General features: G+C 42.0%; 17 protein-coding genes and 2 pseudogenes. 6 read left to right on the top strand and 13 right to left on the bottom strand.

The features are described 5' to 3' along the window. Window positions 1-47 precede the first annotated feature (47 nt). Window positions 48-242, bottom strand: coding sequence for a hypothetical protein (locus HEQ19_04700; GenBank protein ID WYL98917.1), 195 nt, complete (start codon window positions 240-242; stop codon window positions 48-50). A 431-nt stretch (window positions 243-673) separates the two neighbouring features. On the opposite strand from HEQ19_04700, the gene HEQ19_04705 reads away from it, so the two are divergent. From HEQ19_04705 to HEQ19_30675, 3 genes are all read left to right on the top strand, one after another. Continuing rightward, window positions 674-1,264, top strand: coding sequence for an SRPBCC family protein (locus HEQ19_04705; protein ID WYL98918.1), 591 nt, complete (start codon window positions 674-676; stop codon window positions 1,262-1,264). Between the two features lie 170 nt (window positions 1,265-1,434). After that, window positions 1,435-2,010 (top strand): DUF924 family protein, encoded by a 576-nt coding sequence (locus HEQ19_04710; GenBank protein ID WYL98919.1) that lies wholly within the window; start codon window positions 1,435-1,437, stop codon window positions 2,008-2,010. Further along, a complete protein-coding gene (locus HEQ19_30675) occupies window positions 2,011-2,145 on the top strand; it encodes a hypothetical protein (protein WZI67111.1) in 135 nt (44 codons plus the stop codon). 159 nt (window positions 2,146-2,304) lie between these two features. On the opposite strand, the gene HEQ19_04715 is transcribed toward HEQ19_30675, so the two are convergent. Next, complete coding sequence (locus HEQ19_04715) at window positions 2,305-2,553, bottom strand: Nif11-like leader peptide family natural product precursor (GenBank protein WYL98920.1); 249 nt, start codon at window positions 2,551-2,553, stop codon at window positions 2,305-2,307. 970 nt (window positions 2,554-3,523) lie between these two features. On the opposite strand from HEQ19_04715, the pseudogene HEQ19_04720 reads away from it, so the two are divergent. Beyond that, window positions 3,524-3,745, top strand: a pseudogene (locus tag HEQ19_04720) (zinc ribbon domain-containing protein). A 15-nt stretch (window positions 3,746-3,760) separates the two neighbouring features. Here the strand turns inward: HEQ19_04720 and HEQ19_04725 are convergent. The 4 genes from HEQ19_04725 to HEQ19_04740 all read right to left on the bottom strand — a co-directional run bounded on the left by HEQ19_04725 (window position 3,761) and on the right by HEQ19_04740 (window position 7,631). Further along, on the bottom strand, window positions 3,761-6,628 hold the full coding sequence (locus HEQ19_04725) for a DUF499 domain-containing protein (GenBank protein ID WYL98921.1): 2,868 nt from the start codon (window positions 6,626-6,628) through the stop codon (window positions 3,761-3,763). Window positions 6,629-6,631: 3 nt separating this feature from the next. Continuing rightward, the gene (locus tag HEQ19_04730) at window positions 6,632-7,138 is read right to left on the bottom strand and encodes a DUF3368 domain-containing protein (GenBank protein ID WYM03258.2); all 507 of its coding nucleotides are present in this window, start codon (window positions 7,136-7,138) and stop codon (window positions 6,632-6,634) included. Further along, window positions 7,131-7,382 (bottom strand): UPF0175 family protein, encoded by a 252-nt coding sequence (locus tag HEQ19_04735; protein ID WYM03259.1) that lies wholly within the window; start codon window positions 7,380-7,382, stop codon window positions 7,131-7,133. Before HEQ19_04735 ends, HEQ19_04730 begins: the two co-directional genes overlap by 8 nt. An 87-nt stretch (window positions 7,383-7,469) precedes the next feature. After that, window positions 7,470-7,631 (bottom strand): hypothetical protein, encoded by a 162-nt coding sequence (locus tag HEQ19_04740; protein ID WYL98922.1) that lies wholly within the window; start codon window positions 7,629-7,631, stop codon window positions 7,470-7,472. 88 nt (window positions 7,632-7,719) lie between these two features. On the opposite strand from HEQ19_04740, the gene HEQ19_04745 reads away from it, so the two are divergent. Then, the gene (locus HEQ19_04745) at window positions 7,720-8,361 is read left to right on the top strand and encodes a transposase (protein ID WYL98923.1); all 642 of its coding nucleotides are present in this window, start codon (window positions 7,720-7,722) and stop codon (window positions 8,359-8,361) included. A 154-nt stretch (window positions 8,362-8,515) separates the two neighbouring features. Here HEQ19_04745 and HEQ19_04750 read toward each other — a convergent pair whose 3' ends face one another. From HEQ19_04750 to clpB, 6 genes are all read right to left on the bottom strand, one after another. Beyond that, window positions 8,516-8,842 carry a type II toxin-antitoxin system PemK/MazF family toxin gene (locus tag HEQ19_04750; GenBank protein ID WYL98924.1) on the bottom strand — a complete coding sequence of 109 codons (327 nt, stop codon included), beginning with the start codon at window positions 8,840-8,842 and terminating at the stop codon, window positions 8,516-8,518. Continuing rightward, on the bottom strand, window positions 8,829-9,053 hold the full coding sequence (locus HEQ19_04755; GenBank protein WYL98925.1) for a CopG family transcriptional regulator: 225 nt from the start codon (window positions 9,051-9,053) through the stop codon (window positions 8,829-8,831). The genes HEQ19_04750 and HEQ19_04755 overlap by 14 nt, the downstream gene beginning before the upstream one ends. Window positions 9,054-9,127: 74 nt before the next feature. Next, the gene (locus HEQ19_04760) at window positions 9,128-13,183 is read right to left on the bottom strand and encodes a DNA-processing protein DprA (GenBank protein WYL98926.1); all 4,056 of its coding nucleotides are present in this window, start codon (window positions 13,181-13,183) and stop codon (window positions 9,128-9,130) included. Between the two features lie 7 nt (window positions 13,184-13,190). Continuing rightward, the gene (locus HEQ19_04765; protein ID WYL98927.1) at window positions 13,191-14,018 is read right to left on the bottom strand and encodes a hypothetical protein; all 828 of its coding nucleotides are present in this window, start codon (window positions 14,016-14,018) and stop codon (window positions 13,191-13,193) included. Window positions 14,019-14,037: 19 nt separating this feature from the next. Continuing rightward, window positions 14,038-17,460 carry a helicase-related protein gene (locus HEQ19_04770; protein ID WYL98928.1) on the bottom strand — a complete coding sequence of 1,141 codons (3,423 nt, stop codon included), beginning with the start codon at window positions 17,458-17,460 and terminating at the stop codon, window positions 14,038-14,040. Between the two features lie 101 nt (window positions 17,461-17,561). Then, window positions 17,562-20,180 (bottom strand): ATP-dependent chaperone ClpB, encoded by a 2,619-nt coding sequence (gene clpB / locus HEQ19_04775; protein WYL98929.1) that lies wholly within the window; start codon window positions 20,178-20,180, stop codon window positions 17,562-17,564. Between the two features lie 708 nt (window positions 20,181-20,888). Between clpB and HEQ19_04780 the strand changes: the two genes are divergently transcribed. Further along, a complete protein-coding gene (locus tag HEQ19_04780) occupies window positions 20,889-22,808 on the top strand; it encodes a hypothetical protein (protein ID WYL98930.1) in 1,920 nt (639 codons plus the stop codon). On the opposite strand, the pseudogene HEQ19_04785 reads toward HEQ19_04780, so the two are convergent. Further along, a pseudogene (locus tag HEQ19_04785) lies at window positions 22,805-24,745 on the bottom strand (response regulator). The gene HEQ19_04780 and the pseudogene HEQ19_04785 sit on opposite strands and share 4 nt — an antisense overlap. Window positions 24,746-24,854: the final 109 nt, after the last annotated feature.

Raw genomic sequence — 24,854 nt, forward strand, 5'->3', positions numbered from 1 at the left:
AAATACATAACATGACCACAGTTGACAATTCTCCCCTGCTCCCTGGACTAAAAGCGCCACCAGGTTTTTTGCACGTAATTGAGAATTGCCACGGCGATCGCCCCCAGCAATAATAACCAAATAATTCCGCCAGGAAGGAAAGTCAGTAGACCAAAGCCTCTTAATACCCAGACGGCGATACCCATACCCAGGAGGATGCCGAAAATCTGGGTTAATGTGCGATTTAAGGAAGATTGATTCACCTAATTGCCCTCTCAACTCAATATTTACTGAATACAACTTGCATATTCGATTGTGTTTGTGCCATTCTAGCTGTTACCAACTCACTTTTTCATCTAAAAGTGTTGTTAGTGTGAAGACTGCTTAAAATTTTCATAGATTTTCCGTAATCATCAATACTAATTTTTAAGTACATACACATAATAATAATAAATTGGAAATGACTATTTCCGGAAAATCTGTAGCTGGGACTGGAACTAGAACTTGATGGGTTTGACTCAATCCAGTTTGCTAGTTGCTGGTATGTAGAGTGCTGAGTTAAAAGTGCTGATTGCTGAGTTAAAAGACCGCCCAATACTGGGACGTGTTTGTTTAATTCAGCACCCAGTACTTAAAATTCAGTACGTTGGTGAACCCTTTGAGGTGGATGAGTAGAGGAGTAAAGGAAATGAATATGTCTGCGTCTTATATTTCAGACTCAACTATTAAAGGTGCGGATATGGCTTGGAGTCCAGACAAACAAAAGTTGCTGATGCAGGGTGAAATTTTAGTGGAAACAGGATCGCATACGGCCTGGGGTGGTGCTGTTACCGCCTGGATGTATGTGCCACTGGTGCGATCGCATGTATGGCAGCAACTGACTGACTATCCCCGGTGGGTACAATATTTTCCCGATATTACCAAAAGCGAAGTTTTACACAGGGGTGAAGTCAAACGCTTATATCAAGCAGCACAAAAGGCTTTTTTATTTTTCACGGCTCAAGTTGAAATTCACCTCAATGTTGTAGAAGTGCTGGGGCAACAAATTCAATTTCGGATGGAAAAAGGGACTTTTGAGGATTTTAACGCTAATTTAGAGTTACAAGATTGCGGTAACGGCACAATCCTGGCTTATAATGTACAAGCGACACCTAATATCCCCGTTCCATCGATATTCATACAACAAGCTATGAATTTTGAGTTACCGACGAATATGCGTAAAATGCGACAAGTGCTTTGTAAAGGTCAACCAATTTTGGATTTTAGATTTGCGATTTTGGATTGACCCCGACCACAAGGGTGCCTTGCTCGGGGATTTTAGATTGACGTGCTTCGTAGCGTAAAGCGACGTAGGAGCGTCTTTTAGATTTTTACAAACACATGGGGTCTGCAAGGTGCCCCAAAAATCTAAAATCCAAAATCCAAAATCTAAAATTCGGAGGGTCAATAACAGCAATGTCACAGGCAAAACCTATTTTGGAATTTTGGTTTGGTCATCCCGATAAATCGGGTTATGGCAAACCAAAGGCTGTTTGGTTTAGCAAAAAACCAGAATTTGATCAGGAACTGGTAAGTCGATTTCACCAAGATTATCACAAGGCAGCGGCGGGGCACTTAGATGATTGGCTCGATTTACCCGAAACCTGTCTGGCACTGATTCTGCTGCTAGACCAATTTCCCCGAAATATGTTTCGCGGTACGCCCCAAGCCTTCGCCACTGACTGGGAAGCATTGTCAGCGGCGCACCACGCTGTAGCACAAGGCTATGACCGCGAATTATTGCCTGTGCAACGTTGGTTTATCTATTTACCATTTGAACATAGCGAAAACCTGGAACATCAACGTCGCGGCATCAAGCTATTTCAACAACTAAGTCACGATCCTGAAAGTGCTGCTGCAATTGCCTCTGCGTTTCGTCATATGGAAATAATTCAGCGTTTTGGCCGCTTTCCTCATCGTAATAGCATTTTAGGACGCACCTCAACTGCAGACGAAAAGGAGTTTTTGAAGCAGCCAGGTTCTGCATTTTAATTGTCATTTGTCATTTGTCATTTGTCATTGGTCATTGGTCATTGGTCATTGGTCATACATGTTGGGATAAATATTTGTCGTTGCGGAGCCTTCGGCGCTTGTAGAGAACGCAACGCTTGTAATGACATTTTATAAGCGATCAACCGAACATGATATCATGGCTCCCAATCGCCAATCACCAATCGCCAATCCCCCAGATGTCTATTGGTAAAGATTTGGGACAGATTTACGTTGCGTAATATTGTTTTGTTTATTCCCACCGACTGACTGAGAATGTTAATTAATTTCAGATAACTACCCGGATGCATATAAAGTGAGTGCTTGGTCAGCAACGCTGGGTTCGTCGCTATCAAACCATAATTCATCTAGCTCACTTTCAGTGAAGCTGTAGCCGAGAGTAGCACCAAAACTGATAATCTTAGTTTTGTCCCAATGACAAATTCCGAAAAAGCCTCGGCTACAGCATTTATGATAATATTGCTCGTAAATCTCTGGCTCTGATATCAGTAGGTCATAAAAAGCATTCACCTGTTGTAGTGACATAAACTTGTGGCTCCTGTGATGATGATTTTTGCATCTAGTGAATACTACAACACAGGAACAGTTAATTCCGGTTGGGATGAACAAGCATTCCAGAATTTTAATTGATATTCATGTGTCATATCAAATCCGGTTGATTGCACATGGTATTTGTAAGGGCACAGCAGTGTTCCCTACCCTTTATGTGACCGTAACCGGATTTGGTGTTATTTATGTACGCCAGGAATGACGATTACTTAGATATCTGCTCTAAAATCTAGTATATTTACTATTTAGTTGTTGTTAATCTATCTTTTGTGTACTGATTTCTGTAATAAATATTGATAATTTTGCCTTGTTATGTAAAGTTAAATTACAAAAGTTAGGATTATTAAAAATAATTTTCAAGTAACATACGATTTTAGGTTGTTTCAGAACTACCTAAAACCTGTTACTTGTGATAGAATGATTCTCAAGGATATAGTAACGGGCACGTTTTGACTTTTTTTAGCTGAAACCAAAAGAAGCCCCACATCTTACCCCGAAGGGGAAGTGTGGGATGAATTTTGGGGCAATGACGAAACCATCTCTGACCAATATCAACCGTTAGGTTGATGAGGGAGTGAGGTGGTTGAGGAATTGCCAATATTAGGGCTTGGTAGTTGGTCAATACACTCTTCAATTACCTGAGTCATAGTTTTATCAGACCAAGCAGCGTATAAGCGTACTTTATTTATCCGGTTCTTGCGTACTTAACGTGCTAAATTTTTAATTACAGTCGATAACTTTGTTTTAAAATCAAGGCTTACAGGCGCTTATAGCCAAAATTTTAATCATCAGACCTAAAAGGCAGTAAATAATGGCTGTCATCTTATCCCAGCAAGGAGTTCAAGCTTATTTTTCAACATATTTAGCACGCTAAGTACGCAAGAACCGATTCTTTAAGAGTTCCAAAACCTGCTCGTGCTGCGGTCATGTTCAGGACGAGTTAACGCTCGATATCCGTGAATGGGATTGTCCATCATGCCAAACTCATCATGACCGTGATGGTAACGCAGCACTGAACATCAGAAATGAAGGAGTTCGGATATTAAAAAATGGCGGAGGGAACCCCGTTATTGCCATGCCGAGGCGGAGTAAGACTAATAAGCCCAAAGGTGGAAAAGCATCTGTCAATGAAGCTGGAAGCCTACACTGTACCGTCAGGTCAGTGTAGGTAGTTCACATGCGTTTACCCTGAATCTATGTCCGTCTCAATATCACCGTTTAGTCCCAATTCTTGCAATGCCACTTTAGTTTCTTCAATCTTCTGAGTTGAAACATCTCCCTCAACAGAAATTGACACATTTAAAGTCAATTTCAAATCTTTATTCGCAGCAAACTTGCTAAGAACTCTTGTGTAGAAGTTCATCCACTTTTGAGGTGTAATTGCGCCATTCCATTTCAGCACTCGCGCTGATGGTGGTGGGGTAATAATTTCTGTTGGTTTAGTAGCAGTGTCTATTACATATGGGGTGGTTTTATCTTTCACCACATTGGTACTAGAAGCAGTTATGCTGACCGTGGTAGCAGGGGTATTAGTGGTAGTTTCCTCGTTAATTGTCTGAGATGATGGGGTTGGCGTGTCAGCAACACTTTCCGATTCGGCTTTTTTGTAAGCTTCCGCAGTCTCCTGGGTGATGATGAATACATCATCAGAGATTTCTACATCGGCAGCACTAATGCTGCATTGGTACTGAAACGGCTCATATTTAGCATCGCCAGTTTTACCAACATAGGCGAGGATACCATCTCTCACACCACGGGCGATCGCCTCTTTTACCCCATCCCCATTCAACAATCGGGGAAACAGTGGTGAAGCGAAAAAGGCATCACGGACAGCTTTGGTACTCCATTCTGTAAATGCAGGCGACCAGTTGCGTACTATAAAGCGAGGGCTGACGCTATCTTCAACATCCCCATCCTGGCGCAAACGGTTGACAATCAACTCAACCATATTCCGTGCCATACTGGATGTTACCATACCTAAGTCTACAGTGCGGATTTTGTTATCTTTACCTAGCAGTGCAATATTTTTGTAGGAACGCCACACACATTCTTTTAAGTCACGTTCCGCTTTTTTGAGGTTTTCATCCAATTGGCGTTTTTGGTAATCGTCTAAACGTTCGCGTTCTTCATCGCGGATGTCTTCCCATGCCAATAGCTTACGGGTTTCGTCCCTGAGTTGGGTGTCTGAGTCGGCGATCGCCCAAATTATGGCACTCTTAAAAGTACGGTCTGATGTGCCATACTCCCGTGTCATCAATTCCACAAATTTGACAGTTTCGCTGTCTTGCAGGGAATGCTCAGGTGCTAGTATAGCCAGTGTCAGCACTGGGCGGTTGGGAACAGCACTGGAATTTTCGGGAAAATAATTTAGTTGAATTCCCTGACTGGGAAGGAAAACTTTTTGAATTTCGGCTCTGACTCGGTTGCTAATTCTGGCTGCTTGAACATTAGCACGACGGTCTGCCAGAATTTTATTTAAGTTGGGAGATAGACTAAATCGGTATTTGTTTTTCTCTATCGAGAGATAATAGCAGTCAGTGGAAAGTGTTTCTAAAACGGTTTCCACATTCCCAATATCCAAGGATGGTTCTGCTACTGCTAGCCGAATTTCTGGAATTGTGGCTTCTGTGCGAGTACAACCACCGTTAGATTCAAAAAATATGGTTGTTGTTACCTTGCGGTGCAGCCGTGCTTTTTTAATCACGTCCACAGCTTCCGCATCTAAGCGCACTGCATGGGAATCTCTTTTACCACAGATATCTGTTGTCACTGCACCTTCTAAACGGGTTTCGCCTAATTGTTCAAATACTGCGGCTCGAAATTGGGGGTCATCCAGTGGTGCAGTGCCTAAACTAACTAAAAAGTCTCTGTCTGCTACTTTATATCCTTGCTGATAAGCATTTGATACCCACAGTGCCAGAAGTCGCAGTACTCCCCTGGTGCGTTGGAAACGGGGTAAGGCTTGCCACTTGCGCTCAAATACAGATAGTACTGTGGGGTGAAAAGGGTAAGTGGCGTAAAATGCTTCACGAGCGTTATCTAAAGGAAACCAACTCGGAAGTGAGGCGCGGTGTTCAACTACCCAATCGGCGTATTCATTGCAGGTGTTAATTGCATCTTTGGGTAAGATAATTCTGCCATCTGCGGTGACAGCGCCAGGTTCCCATTCAAACAGGCGACGGCGAATAATTTCGGAGGTTTCCGACTCGGCGGACATGATTATCGCTTTACCCACGCGATCGAGCATTTTCTTGAAACGTTGCTCATCCGCTTCATCCTCGGTGGTATATTCCATCTCAGAAGCGGGAATTGAAACCACTAACACCACATTATCTAAACTTCTCGCGGTTTCCGAAAGTGACTGAATAAAGTTGTATAGGTAGTTATTAAAACCCTTACGGCGATAGGTACTAACATAATTAATAATTTCATCCATTAATATCAGGCAGGGTTTATCTTTGGGAAGAAATTTGCGGATAACATCGCCTTTGGGTTCAATAAATTCAGCTTCGTGTTCTGCAAGCACAGCTAAAGCTTCTGCACCGCCTAACTGGTAAGCAATTTCTCCCCAGGGTGTTTTGCGGAGGGGTGTACCATCGTCACCACCGCGTCCCTGAATAGAATCAAATTCTGTACCAACAAAAACAGCAACTGCTGCTTCTGGGATTGAGGAAACTCCCGCTTTTTGCAGTATTTTTTGGACTCCCGTCCAGTTGTTAGCTGCTGCACCTTGTTTGGCTAAGTGATAAAGCAGGGTGAGGGCGTGGGTTTTACCGCCCCCGAATTGGGTAGCGAGGTTAAATACTGCCGAGGTTTCTGTTTTCTCGCCGCTGAGACGGCGCACTACTTGGGCAGCTAAGTCGGTTAAATATTTAGTGAGATAAGTACGGTCAAAAAATCTGGCTGGTTCTTTATAATCAGGAGGGGCGGTTTCGTCTCGTACCTTGTCGAGGTGGACAGCGAACTCAGAAGCATCAAGAGGTTTCCCTTCCCGCAAGTCTTCACGGGGGGTTAAACCGTCAATTTTGTACCAAGGTTTGAGTGCTGCCATCGTTTATTCCCCTACTAATGCCAGTGCTTGATTCATCACTCGGTCGGACAAATACATTCCACAGAGGCGCAGTTGTTCTAAAACCGGACGCGCTGCTGGAATTGCTCCCCGTTGTTTGGCGGTAAGAACTATACCTAGAGTTCCCCGAACTGGAATTCCCAAAGCTACTGCACAACGACGGGCGGCTAAGTCATCCAGTATTACCTCAGTGCCAGTATTTACATAAGCCCACGTTAACACAGCTGATTCACCAGGGCCTAAATCCCAACTCTGAATAATTGGTGGAACAGGGGGTGTAGCAACCACTACCAGCCAGGAAGTTGCCGCCAGCGCCATTGCAGTTAGGTCTGTCTGCCCGTATGCTTGAATTTCAGTAGCGACAGCTTGGGGGACAATAATTTCTGGACTGACTATCTGCAACAGGTGGAGAAAGCCACCCTTGGTCAAAAAAATCAGTGGAGAGGTATTAATTGCAGGACTTATGGCGAAGCCACGTAAACTATCAGCCACGGTTTAATTCTTGTTGCAAGTCATCAAAGTCTACAGTAAAAACATCTACTTGCTCACGGGCAAGGGCTGCAAGAAAATCGCGGCGGTTTAAACCTGCAATTTGGGCAGCTTTTTCCTGGGAAACTTCACCCTTTTGATACCAGTAGATAGCCGCAGCTAGGCGCATATCACGCACAAAGTCATCTGGGGGAAGACGACGGGCTGAAAATATTTCTGGGGGTAAGTCTATGTCTATTTTTGTCATATTATTTAGCTTAAACAGCAAGAAGCCCCGCACCATACACTTCGTGTTGGTGTCGGGATGAATTGCGCGACAAAAAGGAGACGCCATTCAATCAATTTTTACCGCAGGTGAAACAGATTGAATGGCAGTCGAGTTTTTGTCAATTTCTGGATTCGGTAGTGAATCGATAAATTCTTCTAAAACTTGTGTCATTGTTTTATCAACTTGTATTGAATATAACTGCAACTTATTATATCTACGTTCAGACATCCTTAACCCTAATCTTTTTCATGATGGCTGTACATTGTTCGTACATTCATGCTAGCATATAACAAGTTAAGTGAGAGGTCGAATCACGATGAAAACAACTTACCAGTATCAGGTTTACCCAGATACTAATCAAAAGATAGAGCTTAACGAGTGGTTAAGAATATCTCGTTATTGGTACAACCGACAATTGGGTGAGCGGTTTTCATGGTGGCAGAACAATCACTTGCAGCTAAAAGCGTTTCCTTTTTGGAAAGACACTTTCCCTGGTTTATTTGAGCGGCCAAGTTACTACTCTCAAAAGTTGCAATTACCAGAAATAAAGAAAGATTTTATCAAGGTAATGCATAGTGGAGAGTTACTAGATTTTTCTCGTGTTGATTCAACTGTTTTGCAAGATATTTGTAAGCGAGTTGATAAGGCTTTTGAAAGGTTTATAGTTGGTGATAAAAAGGGTAAGCGTTCGGGTAAGCCACGTTTTAAAACAGCAGCTAGTTTTGGCACAATGACTTTTGCAAGTGCTAAAGATGATTGGATTAAACTAGTTCGGAAAAACTGGTTATATCTAAGATTACCTAAATTGGGTGTTGTACAAGTCAGAATGCATCGACCTTTGCCCAGTGGTTTTAAACTTAAACAAATCAGCGTAACCAAAAAAGTAGATGGTTGGTATATCCAGATGTGTCTGGAAGATACCTCTGTACCTGATTTTAATCGGCTCTTGCGTGTATAGCGTGCTTAATTATTAATGAAAGTCGATTAAATTGCTTTAATAACAAGGCTTATAGGCGTTTATAATTTGATTTTTAGTAACAGTAGCTCAAATACAAAAAATAATGGCTTTTATCGGAGCCAGGCAAGGGTTTCAAACTTATTTTTTAACAAATTCAGCACGCTAAGTACGCAAGAACCATTAATTCCATGAATTCTGTATGCAAATTACCTACAGCATCACCTAATATTCGTTGTTTAGAAATTGTCCGTATTTGCTGGGCTTGAATTTTAGAAGGTTTGGATAAACCACTATCTTCTGGATTTAGCAACACTTCAAAGGGATAAACACGACTAACATTAGAAGTAAGCGGTAAAATTGTCACCGTAGTAGCAGCATTGTTATTAGCATCATTACTGACTATTAGCACCGGACGGCGTTTATCCATTTCGGAACCTACAGAGGGGCTAAGGTTAGCAAAGTAAATTTCACCACGTTTCATCTGTGAGTCCATCCCCAATAGTTATTTCCCAATTTGGGTCATTTTGTGCTGATGCTTCTCGATATGCTTGTTCTAATTCTTGATTTCGCAATAAATCTAAAGCTAATTCAATAACTTGGGAACGAGATTTACACCCCTTACTAATTTTGTAGTTCTCAACAAACTGCATTAAAGATGTTGGTAAGGAAATTGAGATTTTTTCTGTTTGCATGGTATGACCATCAACTAATCCATTTCTTCTTACCTTACAGTAGCATAAATAGTATTCTGCAACTTTCCTCCTATTTAGAAACCGAGTCCTTTCTTTCTGGCTAATACACCATCCACCCAGCGTTTTTCATCTGTACCGTTGGGGTACAATGCTGAGAGAGCCTGGGCTAATCGCCAAAAGCGTTGGTCTGTGCCAGCCCCTTCTTCTACCAAAAAGCGTTTGAGGGCTTCACTGCGTCCAGCTGCAAATAAAATCATACTTTGGTGAATGCGGTCTAATGTGGTATTACCCAATTGAGGTACGTTTTTTTCTCCCCAATCATTGTCTTCGTCTTCATTGCTACCAGCGATATCAAAGAGGCTGAGTTGTTTAACATCTTTCTTTTTCCGTTTGGTAGGGGCTTGGGCTTCTTCTTTGCCAAAAAGGTAGTTGGTGCGTTCTGATACAGGGAGGAGTCGGGCTTTGTCGCCTTTGACTTCCACTAGGCGGTTGAGATTTTCTAGATGTGCGCCGAGTCCTTGGGCGATTTTTCGGGCTGCATCAAATTCTAAGATGTAGCCGCTAGTTTTGCTGGATTTACTAGAAGTTTCTTCATCGTCTTCGTCGTCGGCTTCGGTTTCGCTGCTGTCGTTGGTGTTATCAGTGCTACCAGTGGAGAGTGTCCAAAACCACATGGCGGTGAGGCGGGCATCTTCTTCAAAGCCTGTGGCATCTGCACCGGAGAAAATCATGCCAAGGGCTTCTTTGGAGACTGCTGCCCAGACGTATTCGAGGTATTCTTTGAGGGTGACTTGTTCGCCGCTGGCTTTTTCGACGCTGGAGTAGCGGGAGAAGATTTCAAGGGCGGGGCCAAGACAGGCGAAGATGGCATCAGCGCCAACTACGCCTTCTGCGGCGAGGCGAGGCATCCATTCGTGGATGCGTTGGGGGAGTTCTTGCAGCACATCGCGCCAGTCGCCGATTTCTTCGCGGAGAGTGCCATCAGGATTTTCGCGGGGACGGCAGACAAGATGAACAGATGAAGCAAGACGTGCTTGTCCTTGTGCAGCTACGCGAGTTTCCATCTCTGTGTCGATTGGCCATGAACCTGTTATGATCCATCCTGCGTCTACAACAGCCTTTAGAATTGCTTCCCAACTAGATGTTGTTTTGCTAGCAAAGACTATAGTGCCAATACCATCAGGATGAAGTATGCGGCTACCATCAGCAAAAGCTTTTGTTAGTTCCTTTTCATAAAACGCTATATCCTTAGTAGAGTTGCTTAATTCATGGGGACGATCAACAATAATCTCTGCATCTTTTGGAACCTGTGGTTCTGTAAAAATGTCACTATGGATTTTTTCCAGGCTTCTGCGTAACCAGACGTAGAAAAAGTCAGAAAGATAAGAGTATGGGACAGCATCATAATATGGAGGGTCAGTAATTAAAGCATGTGCTGCATCATCAGGAAGAGGATGTGTTGTAGCAGAAGACCACTCTACATTTGAACTAACCTCTCCGCCTCCTAAGATTGTCGATTCCATTCCGTCAGCAGAACGGTTATACATTGATTCCCAAGATCCAGAGGCATTATGAGTTAAAACAGCTTCTGCGAAGTCCCATGCCATAGGTATTGCTTGACGAGAAAAGAGGTGATCAATGGCTTGAGAGGTAGCTCGCCATGTACAAATAGAGTTATTTAGGTCTGTGGATTTACTAACAGCTAAAGCTAGACAAGTTTGGACTGCTATTGCAAATCCTCTTTCATTAACTTGGCTTAATTTCTCTCCAGCTTCCGAGACTAATCTTACCAAAGTTACTAGAGCTAGTGACTGCCTAGAAGTGAAATAATTACCCCAACGGTCAAAACCATAAATCATTGACCAAGTATGTCTAATGCCTCGTAAATCTAGAAGTTCATCTGGTACTAATGATATTGATTTGTTACTATTTTTGCGGTTGTTTAATTCATTAGATGCTTTACAGCAAGCTTCAAAATCTTGCTCAATTGGTAGCCGAAAAAATCTTCCTTGCCGTCCAGATTTAGTTGTCACTACTGCAAACAATCGTGCATCAGCAGCACCCCCTTGACGTTCCTTTAATTGTCGGCGCACAGATGCTACAGGAGTTGTATAACCACAACACGGACAAGTAGCAGAACCTTTTTTCACAGTGCCATCAAAATTAGGATTTTTTATCTCTACCTCTTGCTTATTAGAACATACCCATTTACCTTTTTGCTTCTCAATAATTTCAAAATCTACACGCTTATCTTCCGGGTTAGGAATTATATGCAACGCCACGGAACGATTACTTTTCTTCGCCAACCAAAGCGACCTAATCAATGGAACTTCCGCACCACAACCAGGCCCCTCACAAGTAATAGTCCTCGCCCAAAGATAAGCAATAGGTGTCGCATCATCCGCGTCTTTAGGATAAAATTCAGCTAACTCTTTCTCTGCTTCTTCCTTAACCCATTGTCCCCACTTTCGCACCTCATCCGCCAACTTTTGCCCATATTTCGGAATATATTCCAACACCACTTTATTTAACAAAACCGCCACAGGATTTAAGTCAGAAGCAAACGCATCCGCACCCACCCGCAACGCTTCTAAAGGTATCGCACCACCACCAGCAAAGGGGTCAACAACTAATGGTTTAGTTCCGGGTATTCCGCCTAATGCTTCATGGGCAGTTTGTGTTAAATTGCGAGTGGTTTCTAAATAATCTGCATCAGTCGAGTTGTCCCAGTTGGCAAAATCAGCAATAAAATCTAATAATGTCCTGCGAAGCTCATAAGGGTTATCTAAAAATTCGGGATTTTTATTAATAGTTGTTAAACGATTAAAAGAATCAGCACTAGCTTTTTTTTGATGATTCTTAGCCCAGTTTAACATTAGCATTTTGGCTGTGCTAACAAACGCCTCTGGACATAAAGGGTCAGCAGGGTCAGGCCATAATGCAGCACAAATTATTGCCCGACACGCCGCTAAAGGTCGCCTCGCCCACCAAATATGTAGGGTAGAAATATGTCCATGACGAATAGATTTTTCTCGGCGTGCATGGGCAGATATTCGCTTGATGGGTAAGTCAACTTCGATGAGGCGTTTGGGGTATTGTGTCGTTTGTGACATTGGTTGTGGTTGCGCTGGCGTGGTAGTTTGGGCTTTGTCTGTAATATTTTCTGTTGTCACCAAGTCCAAAACAGGACTTGAGTTATTAGTGTGCTTTTTTACAGAGGATATCCCATTTTCTTGATTTAGGGACTGAAACAAACCCTTAAGATTCGGCTTTCCTTCTCCATTTCCCCGTAGAGGACAAGCACCCTTATTCAGGAAATAACGATTACCTTCCGCTGACTGAGGCGGTTGGGCATAATCAACCACAAACAACGGTAAATTTAATTGTAGGGTAGTTTCTCCTGCTGCAAACGTACCTCCATCTAATCCAGATTCCACAATAATCATTGCGTCTGATAATCCGCAAATGGTGCGGTTACGCTGCATGGCGTTGCGGGCTATCCATTTTGTTCGTGGCGGAAATTCAGAAATAGCAAGGTAATTTTCATTACTTAAATACTCAGAAATTTCTCTTTTAACCCTAAAGTTAAAAATCCCTTCGACTAAAACAAAAGTCGTTACACCACCAGCATTTAAAGCCCCACGGTGCGCCGCCAAGTCTGTTCCACTGGCGTAGCCGCTAACAATATTAATACCTGATTCTGCGAGGATTCCAGCAGCATTACTTGCTATAGCCAATCCTTTTTCTGATGTTTTTCGAGAACCGCTAAAACCGACTGCTTTATCTTTAAGAATATCTAAATTACCTTTAGCAAATAAAACAGGAGGTGCAGTTTCTTTGAGAATTTGAATTAGATGATTGGGATATGTTTCTGTTTCTTTAACTAAAACGTGAATATCTCGTTTATGTAATTCTTCTGATAATTGTTCGGCTTGGTCGCTATTAGTTTTTAGTGCTTGAACTACTTCATTTTTGAGGCGATAATGATGCACTAACTCATTGACAGATGACGACAAAAAATCTTCTAAGCTACGCTCCTCCTTAGCAAGTACCTTTAATAAACGACTGAGAGTACTTGTACCAAGTCCCTGAGTGTGAATAAGTTGGAGGATGGCTGTTTCGTGACTCATTGGTAGTTTACGGAAGCATATCTTCTGATAAATCTTGCGCTGTTTTTGTAGCAACTAGCCCCAAAATATACTTATCACCAGTCTGTTTTAATACCCTACCGACTTCGTTAATCGAAAATCCTGTCTGGTAGATATCATCAACAAGGATGATAGTTTTACCTTTAAAGGTAGCCGCATCTGCTGCAAAGGCATCTTTAATGTTATCTATCTTTTCCTGAATTGTACGACATTCCTTCATTTGGCGAGTTGTACGTACTTTTTTCAAAGAAGATGTAGCAATTGTCTGGTTAGTTGATTGAGCAATTATTTCTACTAAATAGGTCGGTAAATCAAAAGGTTTATTGGGGTTGGATGGTGGAACAGCCGCAAGTAAATCAGCGTTTGCGTAGGTAGGATGTGCTTGAATAAACTCCACCATTAATTGCGCCAGTTCCTCAGCTTTACCTTGATTCCCAGCATTCCACCCTCTATCGTAGGGTTTAGCATCTCGCACTAGTTGACCAACAGGAGTTCTTTCATATCCTCCAGATGGAGAAGTTTTGGTGTGGTACGAAAGGGCAAAACTTTCATCCAAGTCGTCATCAATATAAATTGCATCTTGGAGAAAGTTACAGAAATTCTCTATTTCTATTGCATTATCTTCGTCAGCACCTTTAATGTAAACACCCCAAGAGAATTCGCCATATCGGTCTTCAAAGGTGCGACTAAAGTATAAAGATGGAAATGCACGGCTGAGTATGGATTTATAAACAGTTGCACCATCCACCATCAACAGCAAGTCACCACTGTGCGGGTTCCTCTCCAGATTAAAATTCCCAAGTAGGTAACGATCCATTCGATTATTGTTCGTTTTTCTAAGCCTTGAGTATTTTATCTGCCCCGACGTGATAATGCTCAATTTTTATCAATGGTTCCCATCCTAATCTTACCGGGTCATTAATAGGATGAACATTTGGCGATGAAGCACAGTTAAACACTACATAAAGCCAGTAATCCTGCTTTAACCTTTCAGCAGTCTTATATTCATTGCTTGTCAGCGCCACCTCACCAACGCTGGCGCGTCCCTTAACCTCAATAAACCTCACTGCGATCGCTGTTTGTGGATCTTCGGGGTGGGGTTGGCGCGAAATGAGGTCAAAACCGCGATTTTCCTTCTCCACACTCACCACCTTCCATCCCCTAGCTTCTTCGTGGGCGATTACCGTCTCAACTGCAATCCGCTCAATTTCTTCATTACCAACCATCGACGCGATCGCAGGGGTGGTACGTTCTGGGTGCGGTAATACCCAAGCACGTCCGTGATGGCGAATATCTGTGATGGTACAGCTACCTTCCTGCTGTAATTCCTCCCGTCGCTGTTCCAAGCGTGCATTTAATTCAAACAAGCGGTCTTCTGACTGCTTAATGCGTCCGTCCAACCCCGCTTCCTTAGAACCTGATTCCTTCTGCTCAATCAACTCAGCAAACTGACACTGCACTTTGTCAATAATTGTGTTGAGGCTAATTTCCATGTGCTGGGAAATCGTCTCTACTTCCTTTTGACGCTGAGTGCGAATCTCGCCCAAAAAGCGATTTAATTCCTGTTCAATTAAGGTTTGCTCAACTTGGTCACGGCTAGGCAAAGCAGTATCATCAGGTAAGCTGGCAATTAATGATTCACTCCCAGACGCAACCACCAAATCTAAAAACAGCGTCGGTTGGCGCACTGTCATCGTCCCATCCAAATCAGTCTGCACCACATACAAGCGCTCATGTAGCTTGTTCCCACGCCCATCAGAAATTCCCGCGCTGAACACATCCAATCTCCCAGGCTGTTGGCGATACAAATCATAAAATACCGCACCTCGCCGCAAGTCTTCCTGAACCCGCGCTAAAACATCATCCCGCACACACTCAAATAGTGGGTGTCCTGGTGTCACCCATTCCAATGTTGGGTCATTTGTCAAGATGTTTTTATCAAACGTAATCTTTTTATATTCATGTCCCAATTTGCCAAAACGAGATTCTAGGCGATCGCCTATTGTCCACAATGTCCGGGGAATTCGCCCAATGCGGTAAACTTTTTGTCCTTTAGCATTTTCTTTAGGATGAACCGCCGCAATGGGAGCCGCTTGAATAAAAAAGTCTTCAATTACTTCTGGTACTAAACGCCGTTCTTTGGCTTCCGCAGCTTTACCTACAATTGGTGCTAAATTTAATTCTCGCTTTGCTAATCCTTCCAAAGCCGAATCGCTAATCCGCCGAAAGCGTTCAGTGTCCACCTGCTCAACAATGCGGTTTTTAATGACATCTTCTGTCAAGTTATGGGCGTACATATCCCGGATCATCCGCTCTAATTGGTTAGCAGGGAAAATATCACCTAGTACGTTAAAAACTTTACCAGTTCTCTCTGGGTCAAGGTCTACCTCAATTGCCCGAATTCTCTCAAATAACTTACCTAATACTCTGCCTTCACGAGTATTAGTAGATACAAAATTAAAAATGAGACAATCTCTATCTTGTCCATAGCGGTGAATACGTCCCATTCGCTGTTCCAGGCGGACAGGATTCCAAGGGATGTCATAATTAATCATGAACCAACAAAATTGCAGATTTATCCCTTCCCCTGCGGCTTCTGTAGCTACTAAAATTTGACAATCTTCCCGAAATTCGCGCTCTGAGTAAATTCTAGTATTTGGAGTATCGCGATCGCCAATTTTCATTCCGCCGTGAATTTGTGTTACAGACAATCCCCAGTCCCGTAATTTACCCACCAAATAATCTAAAGTATCTTTATGCTCAGTAAAAATGAGCAACCGCATATTTTTATCTTGAAATAGTCCTTTTTGGGTAATAACTTCCTTCAGTTTCACCAACTTAGATTCAATTTCGCGTTGTTCTAAAGTTTTAGCTTGGGTAATTAATTTATTTAATTGCAATATTTCTTGTTTAAGTTTTATAGGGTCAATTGAAGCCACAACTCCTTCTAAATCTCCGAGAATTTTTTGCTGTTCCGCCTCAGTCAAATCCTCAAAATCTTCAGGAATTTTCTTATTAATCTGCTCTTGGCGATAAGCTTCAGGGTCTTCTAAAATTCTTTGACGTTTGTCCCGCATTCGCTCTAAACTGCGCCGCACCGCATAAACGCTGGAAGCAAAACGACGTTGCAACATAGCCATCGTAAAACCCAAAGCTCTACCACGGGCTGAATCATCAGTAGAAGCTTTGATAGACTGGTCATCAACATAATTTGTTAAGTCGTCATAAAAGTACAACTCATCTGCATCAATTTGAAAATCAATAGTTTCCACTTTGCGGTCTGTGAAAAGTTTTTTTACCTTACCTGTTTCCGCTTCAGGGAATGTGACGAGAGCTTCTTTGGTGCGACGCAAATAAAATGGAGCGCTGTTGCGCTGCATTGCTTCTTCTAAACTTTTGACATCCCCATATACATCACGGTCTAAAAGTTCTAGGAATAAACAGAAGTTTTTTGGGTCGCCTTTATGGGGCGTTGCTGTCATTAATAAATAGTGGTCGGTGAGTTCGGAAAGTTTTTCTCCCAACTTATATGCCAAAGTTTTATCATCGGAACTGTAGGCGCTCATCTTGTGTGCTTCGTCCACAATGATTAAATCCCAGTTACTTCTTGATAAACTATCTTTGGCGTCTTCAATGCGGGAAACCCAAGACACCGAGGTAACAACCTGATTTTTTTCTTTCCAGGGGTTAGAACCATAATTAGCCCGCAGCACATCGCCACGAACCACCTCAAACTCTTCCCGAAATTTATCTTTGAGTTCTCGCTGCCATTGAAATGTTAGGTTGGCAGGGGTGATAATTAGCGTCCGTTTAGCTAATCCCCTGACTTTGAGTTCTTTCAGCAGCAGTCCCGCCATAATAGTTTTACCTGCACCGGGGTCATCTGCAAGTAAAAATCGGATGCGCGGCTGTTTGAGAAAATAGTTGTAAACTGCTTCTAGTTGATGGGGGAGGGGGTCAACACGAGCAATAGCAAGGGCAAAAAAAGGGTCGTACTCGTAAGCTAGACCCAAGCGCAAAGCTTCGACACCTAAGCGAAAATGCAACGAGTCACCATCAAAAGGTTCTTTATCTGGAGTTGCTTGCAGTTGTGCTATCTGAGCAGCGTTGAGAATTAGTTGGTGAACTTGATTGGTGTTGAGTCCTTTACCAATGAGTTTGACTGATGCGCCCATTGGAGTGACTGTCAATACTTCTATGGGTTCGCTAACAATAGAGCCTGTAACGATTACATTGGGCTTTAGTTGGTCGATTTGCATGATTTGCGCTTGCCCTAGATACTGATAGCAATGAGAAAATTGACTCTTGAACGGACTGCTTCCGCAATCTCGGACTGTTCTGCTACTAGGAAGGTTATACCTTATCCGGTAAACACCTCAACAGGTAACCGACTGAAAGAAAGCCGCTCATTTTCCACATCAACAAATATACTGTCGCCGTCGTTGAATTCTCCGCGTAGGATGGCTTTGGCGATTTGGGTTTCTAACTCCCGCTGTATCGCCCGCTTTAATGGACGCGCTCCAAATACTGGGTCGTATCCTACTTCTGCCAAAAAGTCAAGTGATGCATCGGCAAGGCGTAGGGACATTTTGCGATCGCCTAATCTTTGCCTGAGTCTATCAACTTGCAACAAGACAATCTTTCGCAGTTCCTGTTTTTGTAAGGCGTGGAAGATGATGAGTTCGTCGATGCGGTTGAGGAATTCTGGGCGGAAACTATTTCGCATCGCTTCCATGACACGCCGGCGCATTTCGTCGTAGCGAGCATCATCGCCGGCGACATCGAGAATGTATTGGGAACCGATGTTGCTGGTCATGATGATGATGCTGTTCTTAAAGTCTACGGTATGACCTTGGGCATCAGTCACGCGACCATCATCGAGAATTTGCAGGAAAATATTAAAAACATCGGGATGGGCTTTTTCGATTTCGTCGAAGAGAATGACTGCGTAAGGACGACGCCGAATCGCTTCTGTAAGTTGTCCCCCTTCTTCGTAACCGACGTATCCGGGAGGCGCACCAATTAAGCGGGAAACGGCGTGTTTCTCCATGTATTCGGACATGTCAATTCGTACCAAGGCGTCTTCGCTGTCGAACATATACGCCGCCAAGGCTTTAGCGAGTTCGGTTTTACCCACCCCGGTCGGTCCGAGGAAAACAAAGCTAGCGATGGGACGGTTGGGGTCAGCCAGTCCGGCGCGAGAACGTTGAATTGCATCAGCGACTGCGGTCACGGCTTCGGTTTGTCCGATGACGCGGTGGTGGAGTTCGTCTTCTAAATGTAGGAGTTTCTCTTTTTCAGATTCGACTAATTTACTAATGGGAATTCCTGTCCATTTAGAAATAATTTCGGCAATATCGGCTTCTGTGACTTCTTCGCGCAATAAGGATTTTCCTGTTCTTTGTGCATTTGCTAATTCACTTTCGACTGCTTCTAATTGGCGATGCAAACTGGTTAATTTACCATATTTCAATTCTGCAGCGCGGTTGAGGTCGTAGTCGCGTTCAGCTTGCTGAATCTCTAAATTCACGCGGTCGATTTCTTCTTTGACCGACTGGATTTTATTGATGATATCTTTTTCTGATTGCCATTGAGAATTGAGGGTTCTTTGTTCTTCTTTAAGATCCGCCAGTTCTTTTTCAATTTTTTCGAGACGTTCACGGGAAGCTGGATCGCTTTCTTTTTGCAAAGACAGCTTTTCCATTTCTAATTGTAAAATCTTGCGGTCGATTTCATCCAATTCTTCTGGTTTGGAGGTAATCTCCATTTTCAGTCTAGCTGCGGCTTCGTCTACTAAGTCGATAGCTTTGTCTGGTAAGAAGCGATCGCTAATATAGCGATTAGATAATGTCGCCGCAGCCACTAAAGAACTATCGGAAATTTTCACACCGTGGTGGACTTCATACCGTTCTTTCAATCCGCGTAAAATCGAAATTGTATCTTCAACACTTGGCTGATCGACATAAACCTGCTGGAAACGTCTTTCTAAAGCTGCATCTTTCTCTATATATTTACGATATTCGTCTAAAGTAGTCGCGCCAATACACCGCAACTCACCCCGCGCCAACATGGGTTTTAATAAATTCCCTGCATCCATCGCCCCTTGAGTTGCACCAGCACCAACAACGGTGTGAATTTCATCGATAAATAATACAATATTGCCGCGAGATTCGGTAACTTCTTTTAATACTGCTTTGAGACGTTCTTCAAATTCACCCCGGAATTTTGCTCCCGCAATCAAAGCGCCCATATCTAAAGATATCAGCTTGCGGTCTTTGAGGGATTGGGGAACATCACCGGCGACAATCCGCTGGGCTAATCCTTCAGCTATAGCAGTTTTACCAACACCCGGTTCCCCAATTAATACGGGATTATTCTTGGTGCGACGGGAGAGAATTTGGATAGTCCGACGAATCTCATCATCACGCCCAATTACCGGATCAAGTTGACCTTTACGCGCTGCTTCTGTTAAGTCACGCCCATATTTTTCCAGTGAATCATATTTTCCTTCTGGACTTTGGTCAGTCACTTTCTGGCTCCCACGAATTTGTTTAATAATATTTTTGAGCTTACCTTCATCTAAACCAAATTCTTGGAGTAAACTTTTGCCAAAACGGTCATCTTTGGCGTAAGCCAATAATAAATGTTCAATTGAGATGTATTCGTCTTCAAACTCTTTGCGATACCCATCCGCCCGATCTAAAAGTGTATCTAAACTCCGTCCCAAGTATACAGAACTGCTGCTACCAGAGACTTTCGGCTGACGTTGCAGAAATTGTTCAGTGCGATCGCGGATTTTTTGGAGATTTACAGCCGCTTTAGTTAAAATACCACTGGCTAGACCTTCCTGTTCCAGCAGCGCCTTCATCAGGTGTTCGCTTTCTATCTGCTGTTGCTGATATTGTTTAACAATATCCGGGGTATGGGCGATCGCTTCCCAGGCTTTTTCTGTAAATTGGTTAGGGTTAGTGGGTTGCATAGGCTTTTTGAGGTACCACTCCAGACAGAGACAGAAGAACACTCGCGTTTGGCGATTTCCTCTACGACTGAGAAGTGTTCGCCGCACACCGAATTAATTTTGTTCTATAAAGTCATTGTAAGAAAAGCCGCGCAAATAACTGGATCGGTCTTCACGTCTTTTTCATGTAGTAGTATTACCTGCTGCGAACTCAATTTCATGCCAACTTGCCAATTTTCAGCCAAAGCTAAAAATCGCCGTTGCTGCCAATATAATAGAAATTTGTCTCACGCTCCAGACCCAGAGTTAACTTTTCCCGTCATCTGGAAAAACCAACGCGAAACCTAACCCCACTCCCTACAAGGATACCGAGTCGTGAATAGGGGTAACACCGTTCCACTTTAAGTATGATACAAATACGTTGGTAGGGGCACGGCATTGCCGTGCCTGGTTTCTATATGTATCAGAGTTTTGGTGAAATGGTATAACACCCATTTGATCGGCTATGTGAGAACAATTGTGAGTAGGAGATCTAGGCCTTGCGCCCCGGAAGATCATCGAACTCCTATCTCTCATCCCCTAGTTTCACAGCATCTCTGCGGAGGATTGTCACACTCGCAGGCTTTGAAAGTATTTACGATAACGATACTATGTGAACTGAGTTGATAAATTTTTAATTATAATCACGATTTAGTTACCAATAAATTTATATAAATAGGTGTATATCAGATGTCGCCGCCAGAGTCAATTAAACAATTTAGTAAATGGTTACAAAATTTTGACTATCGCCTGTTAAAAACTGCTGATGATGTGGGGACGAAATTTATTTTATCGGTGTTTGAGTATCTTGGCTACCCTGAAATATGTCATCGTAGCCAATATCCTTTGACCACCTATAACCCAGGAAATCAGACGCAAAAATTTTCGGTCGCTCATGTTTATTTTACCACGGATGATTTTGAGCAACAGAATGCTGAGACATCGCTGATGGTGATTGAAACAATTGCACCGCTGGAAACTAATTTCGATGCAGGAATTAAAAAGGCTAAATTTTATAGTTTGCAATTACAGCCGTTATTTTTTCTAGTAACTAATGGCTACAATCTGCAAGTTTTTCAATTTCAGCGCTACCGTGCCGAAGATTGCTTATTTAATTTAACGATAGATGCACTGACAAATCCCGATATTGCCTCGGAATTCTATAATAAATTAAATTTTGCAGGAATTAAAGATATCAATAAAAATTCAGATAATCTTTTGACAGTTGCTAAATATGGCTTAATCGAAAAATACCTCAGACGCCATCCAGATTTACAAGAGTTTTTGGTCAAATGTGATTTTCAACCTGAAGTTACCCGTCATGGAAATCGGTTGATTGTGGTGCAACCGAAAGTGGCGATCGCCTGTAATTTGCCCAAAGCCATAGGTGAAGGTGATTGTGAGATAGAATTCAGCAGTCTGATTTTAAAAGGGCTAAAAATTAGCGTCAATTATCAAAATATTTTAGGCAATTTCATGCTCGGACTCAACACGCACCCTGAGTGGAAATGTCGTCCTTTTCTCCAACAGTTAGATAAAAATGCTTTTGCAGCCTATTTAGGTGAAACCACTATAATTTTATCCGAAACAGAAACGACAGACTTATGTTTGTGTATTGACGAAATTTGTCGAGAATACAAGAATCATACTATCGAATTTGAGAATAATTTAGAAACCTGGGAATTTGAATTTATAAATTTTGGAGGAATTCGAGGTTTTCAGCTTTTGACAATAGACCCAAAATTGTGGGAACTAATGCATAAGTTTGCTCAGAAATTTGATTATAGTCAAGGAAAATCGGCATGGCATTTATTTCATCAAGAAAATATATCCATCCGGGTGAGTCGGGGAATTCGTGATCATGCGTTTATTGTACCACAAGTTGACAATTGTTTTTATTTATTAAACAATCATAAAATTAAAATCATATATGAAATCAATGATGTACATTTAAAATCTCTAGAAAGAGGAAAAATCAGTTCATGGCAACAAGATATTGGTCTAAGGGGGACTTGGACAGCGAGGTATACAAAAAATTGGTTATTAGAGCAATATATTCCCAAAGTGATTGAGTATTATTCACAGCAGTCTGAATTATTTCAAGCCGACCTGCTACCAGAAATAATCAAGCATAAATTTGCACAAACACCTATTCAAGATATTAATGATATCAAAGATTTTTTACCTTATCTGCGAAATATCCAATCTTGGTTACATAATTATATAGAAAATATTCCGGCTGCACTCTTGCGTGCATATTACCAAGCATTTACAGATTTGGTGCGGAATACAGATTCTGCCATAATTGGCATAGACTATATTATGGGTAATTTGCGTGGAATTGCGTGGAAGAATGCAGCAGAAGAAACTATGAAAACTGGGACGTTTAAAAATGCGATGAATTGCTTAGATCAACAAGTAGCCAGAATAAATAATTGTCAAGTTGAGAAAAGCTTTAACGCCGATTTAATCACTCGGACATTCATCTGGATTATTGAAAACGGCAAAATTAGTTTCTCGCAAGCGCAGATGAATGGGGCGAAACAGGCTTTGTTACCACTTTGGGAACAGTGTCGCTTTGAGATGCGCCATGTATTTCCTTATCGTTAGCGAGTAGTTAAAAATTCTTGAATGCGATTGACAAAATATTCTAAATCTTGTATTAACTTACCTGTACCTCTACGCTCATCCTGGACAGCTAATTGTTCAAGTTGTTCCACAGTCTCCTGCACTGTTGTAGTTCCTATATAGCCCATAGAACTTCTTAGCTGATGGACTTCACCCCTCATCTTTTGAAAGTCTTTAGTGGCGAGTGCTGCTTTAATAGCATCTAAACGGGATATGCTATCTTCAGTGTATATTTGCAATAATTGCCATTCAAATTCTGGATTATTGTCTGATATCTGATGTAATTGTTGCCAATTAATCAAATCTTCCAGGGAACTTTCCTCTAGAGGAAAAACTATTGTTTTAGTGACAAATAACTCTTGTTGGCTGAGAATAATTTGGCTCCAATGCTCTAGCACCATTGTCAATTTATCTTTTCTCACAGGTTTACTTACATAGTCATCCATACCTGCATCGCGACAATTTTGTTCGTCTTCTTTCATTGCATTTGCTGTCATCGCCACTACTATAGGTTGACAACGACTAGCAAAAAACCTATCTGGACGGCGGCGAATTTCTCTGGTAGTTTCTAAGCCATCAAGAATTGGCATTTGACAGTCCATAAGAATTAAATCATAAGGAACCGTTTCGATCAACTGCAAAACTTCTTCACCATTAGCAGCAACATCAGCATCGTAGCCTAAGTTACGCAACTGCTTGAGGGCGACTTTCTGATTTACCAGATTATTTTCTGCTAGTAATAATCTTAATTTAAATTTAGTAGTGCTAGGACTCTGTTGAATTTCTGTAGTCAATAAATTTTGTTTAATCTTATAATCCTTGAAGTTCTCTAAATCCAGTTGAGAACCCAAGATATTCATAATACTATCAAATAGTCGAGATGCTTTGATCGGTTTCGCTAAATAGCCTGAAAAACCTAGATTTATTGCCCGTTCTACCTCATCCCGTTGATTAGTAGCCGTCAGCAAAATCAAAGGTATCTTATTAGTAGCAGAATTTGCCTTCAATTGTGTTCCCAAAGTTATGCCATCCATCTCAGGTATTTGCATATTAATCAAAACCAAATCATAAGGCTTTCCCTGTTCAACAGATTCTGCTAAAGCTTTTAAAGCAACATTAGCCGTCGCAGCCTCATCCACTTGCATACCCCAACGAGTAACTTGATGGTAAATAATCTTGCGATTAGTAATATTGTCATCGACTATTAACAAACGGTGATTAGTCAGTAGCTCAACTTCTTTAACTGGAGAAACTGATAAAGACTGTTTGCTAAAAGTAAGCTCAAACCAAAATTTAGCTCCTTTTCCTAGTTGACTATCCACCCCAATATTTCCTCCCATTAAATTCACCAATTGCTTACAGATAGCTAATCCCAAGCCTGTGCCTCCATACTTGCGGTTAATAGAAGCATCCACTTGAATAAATGGCTGAAATAGTTGACTTTGGTTTTCAGGACTAATACCAAGACCGGTATCGATAACGGCAAAATAAATTGTAGCTGTCGTAGAGCTTTCTGATTTTAGTTCAGCTCGCACAAGTATTTCTCCGCTACTGGTAAACTTGATAGCATTGCTAATCAAATTCATCAAAATTTGTCGCAGGCGACTTACATCTCCTTGGATTTTGGTAGGAACATCACGATTGATTAACGCCGCAACTTCCAAGTTTTTAGTATGGGCTTGAGGCGCTAACAAGTCTAATACTTCTTCCACACAGGTAGACAAGTCAAAATCTAGAGTTTCCAGCATCATTTCCCCAGCCTCAAGTTTGGATAGATCCAAAATTTCGTTAATCAAACTTAATAATGCATCACCGCTAATGCGAATTGTTTCGACAAAATCCCGTTGCTCTGGATTCAGGGGAGTTTCTAACAACAAACCAGTCATCCCCAAAACAGCATTCATGGGGGTGCGAATTTCAGGTTCTTGCGTACAAAGCGCGTGCTTAATTATTAATTAAAGTCTATAAATTTGCTTTTAAATTAAGACTCACAGGCGTTCATGATTTAATTTTTATCAATTTGACCAA

It is taken from the genome of Gloeotrichia echinulata CP02, from assembly GCA_038087035.1.
Lineage (GTDB): Bacteria > Cyanobacteriota > Cyanobacteriia > Cyanobacteriales > Nostocaceae > Gloeotrichia > Gloeotrichia echinulata.

What these genes read in the sequence shown, in the direction of transcription:
- HEQ19_04705 (WYL98918.1), top strand. Translation starts at nt 674, where the DNA reads ATGTCTGCGTCTTATATTTCAGACTCAACTATTAAAGGTGCGGATATG.
- HEQ19_04710 (WYL98919.1), top strand. Translation starts at nt 1,435, where the DNA reads ATGTCACAGGCAAAACCTATTTTGGAATTTTGGTTTGGTCATCCCGAT.
- HEQ19_04715 (WYL98920.1), bottom strand. Translation starts at nt 2,553, where the DNA reads ATGTCACTACAACAGGTGAATGCTTTTTATGACCTACTGATATCAGAG.
- HEQ19_04725 (WYL98921.1), bottom strand. Translation starts at nt 6,628, where the DNA reads ATGGCAGCACTCAAACCTTGGTACAAAATTGACGGTTTAACCCCCCGT.
- HEQ19_04735 (WYM03259.1), bottom strand. Translation starts at nt 7,382, where the DNA reads ATGACAAAAATAGACATAGACTTACCCCCAGAAATATTTTCAGCCCGT.
- HEQ19_04740 (WYL98922.1), bottom strand. Translation starts at nt 7,631, where the DNA reads ATGTCTGAACGTAGATATAATAAGTTGCAGTTATATTCAATACAAGTT.
- HEQ19_04745 (WYL98923.1), top strand. Translation starts at nt 7,720, where the DNA reads ATGAAAACAACTTACCAGTATCAGGTTTACCCAGATACTAATCAAAAG.
- HEQ19_04750 (WYL98924.1), bottom strand. Translation starts at nt 8,842, where the DNA reads ATGAAACGTGGTGAAATTTACTTTGCTAACCTTAGCCCCTCTGTAGGT.
- HEQ19_04755 (WYL98925.1), bottom strand. Translation starts at nt 9,053, where the DNA reads ATGCAAACAGAAAAAATCTCAATTTCCTTACCAACATCTTTAATGCAG.
- HEQ19_04760 (WYL98926.1), bottom strand. Translation starts at nt 13,183, where the DNA reads ATGAGTCACGAAACAGCCATCCTCCAACTTATTCACACTCAGGGACTT.
- HEQ19_04765 (WYL98927.1), bottom strand. Translation starts at nt 14,018, where the DNA reads ATGGATCGTTACCTACTTGGGAATTTTAATCTGGAGAGGAACCCGCAC.
- HEQ19_04770 (WYL98928.1), bottom strand. Translation starts at nt 17,460, where the DNA reads ATGCAAATCGACCAACTAAAGCCCAATGTAATCGTTACAGGCTCTATT.
- clpB (WYL98929.1), bottom strand. Translation starts at nt 20,180, where the DNA reads ATGCAACCCACTAACCCTAACCAATTTACAGAAAAAGCCTGGGAAGCG.
- HEQ19_04780 (WYL98930.1), top strand. Translation starts at nt 20,889, where the DNA reads ATGTCGCCGCCAGAGTCAATTAAACAATTTAGTAAATGGTTACAAAAT.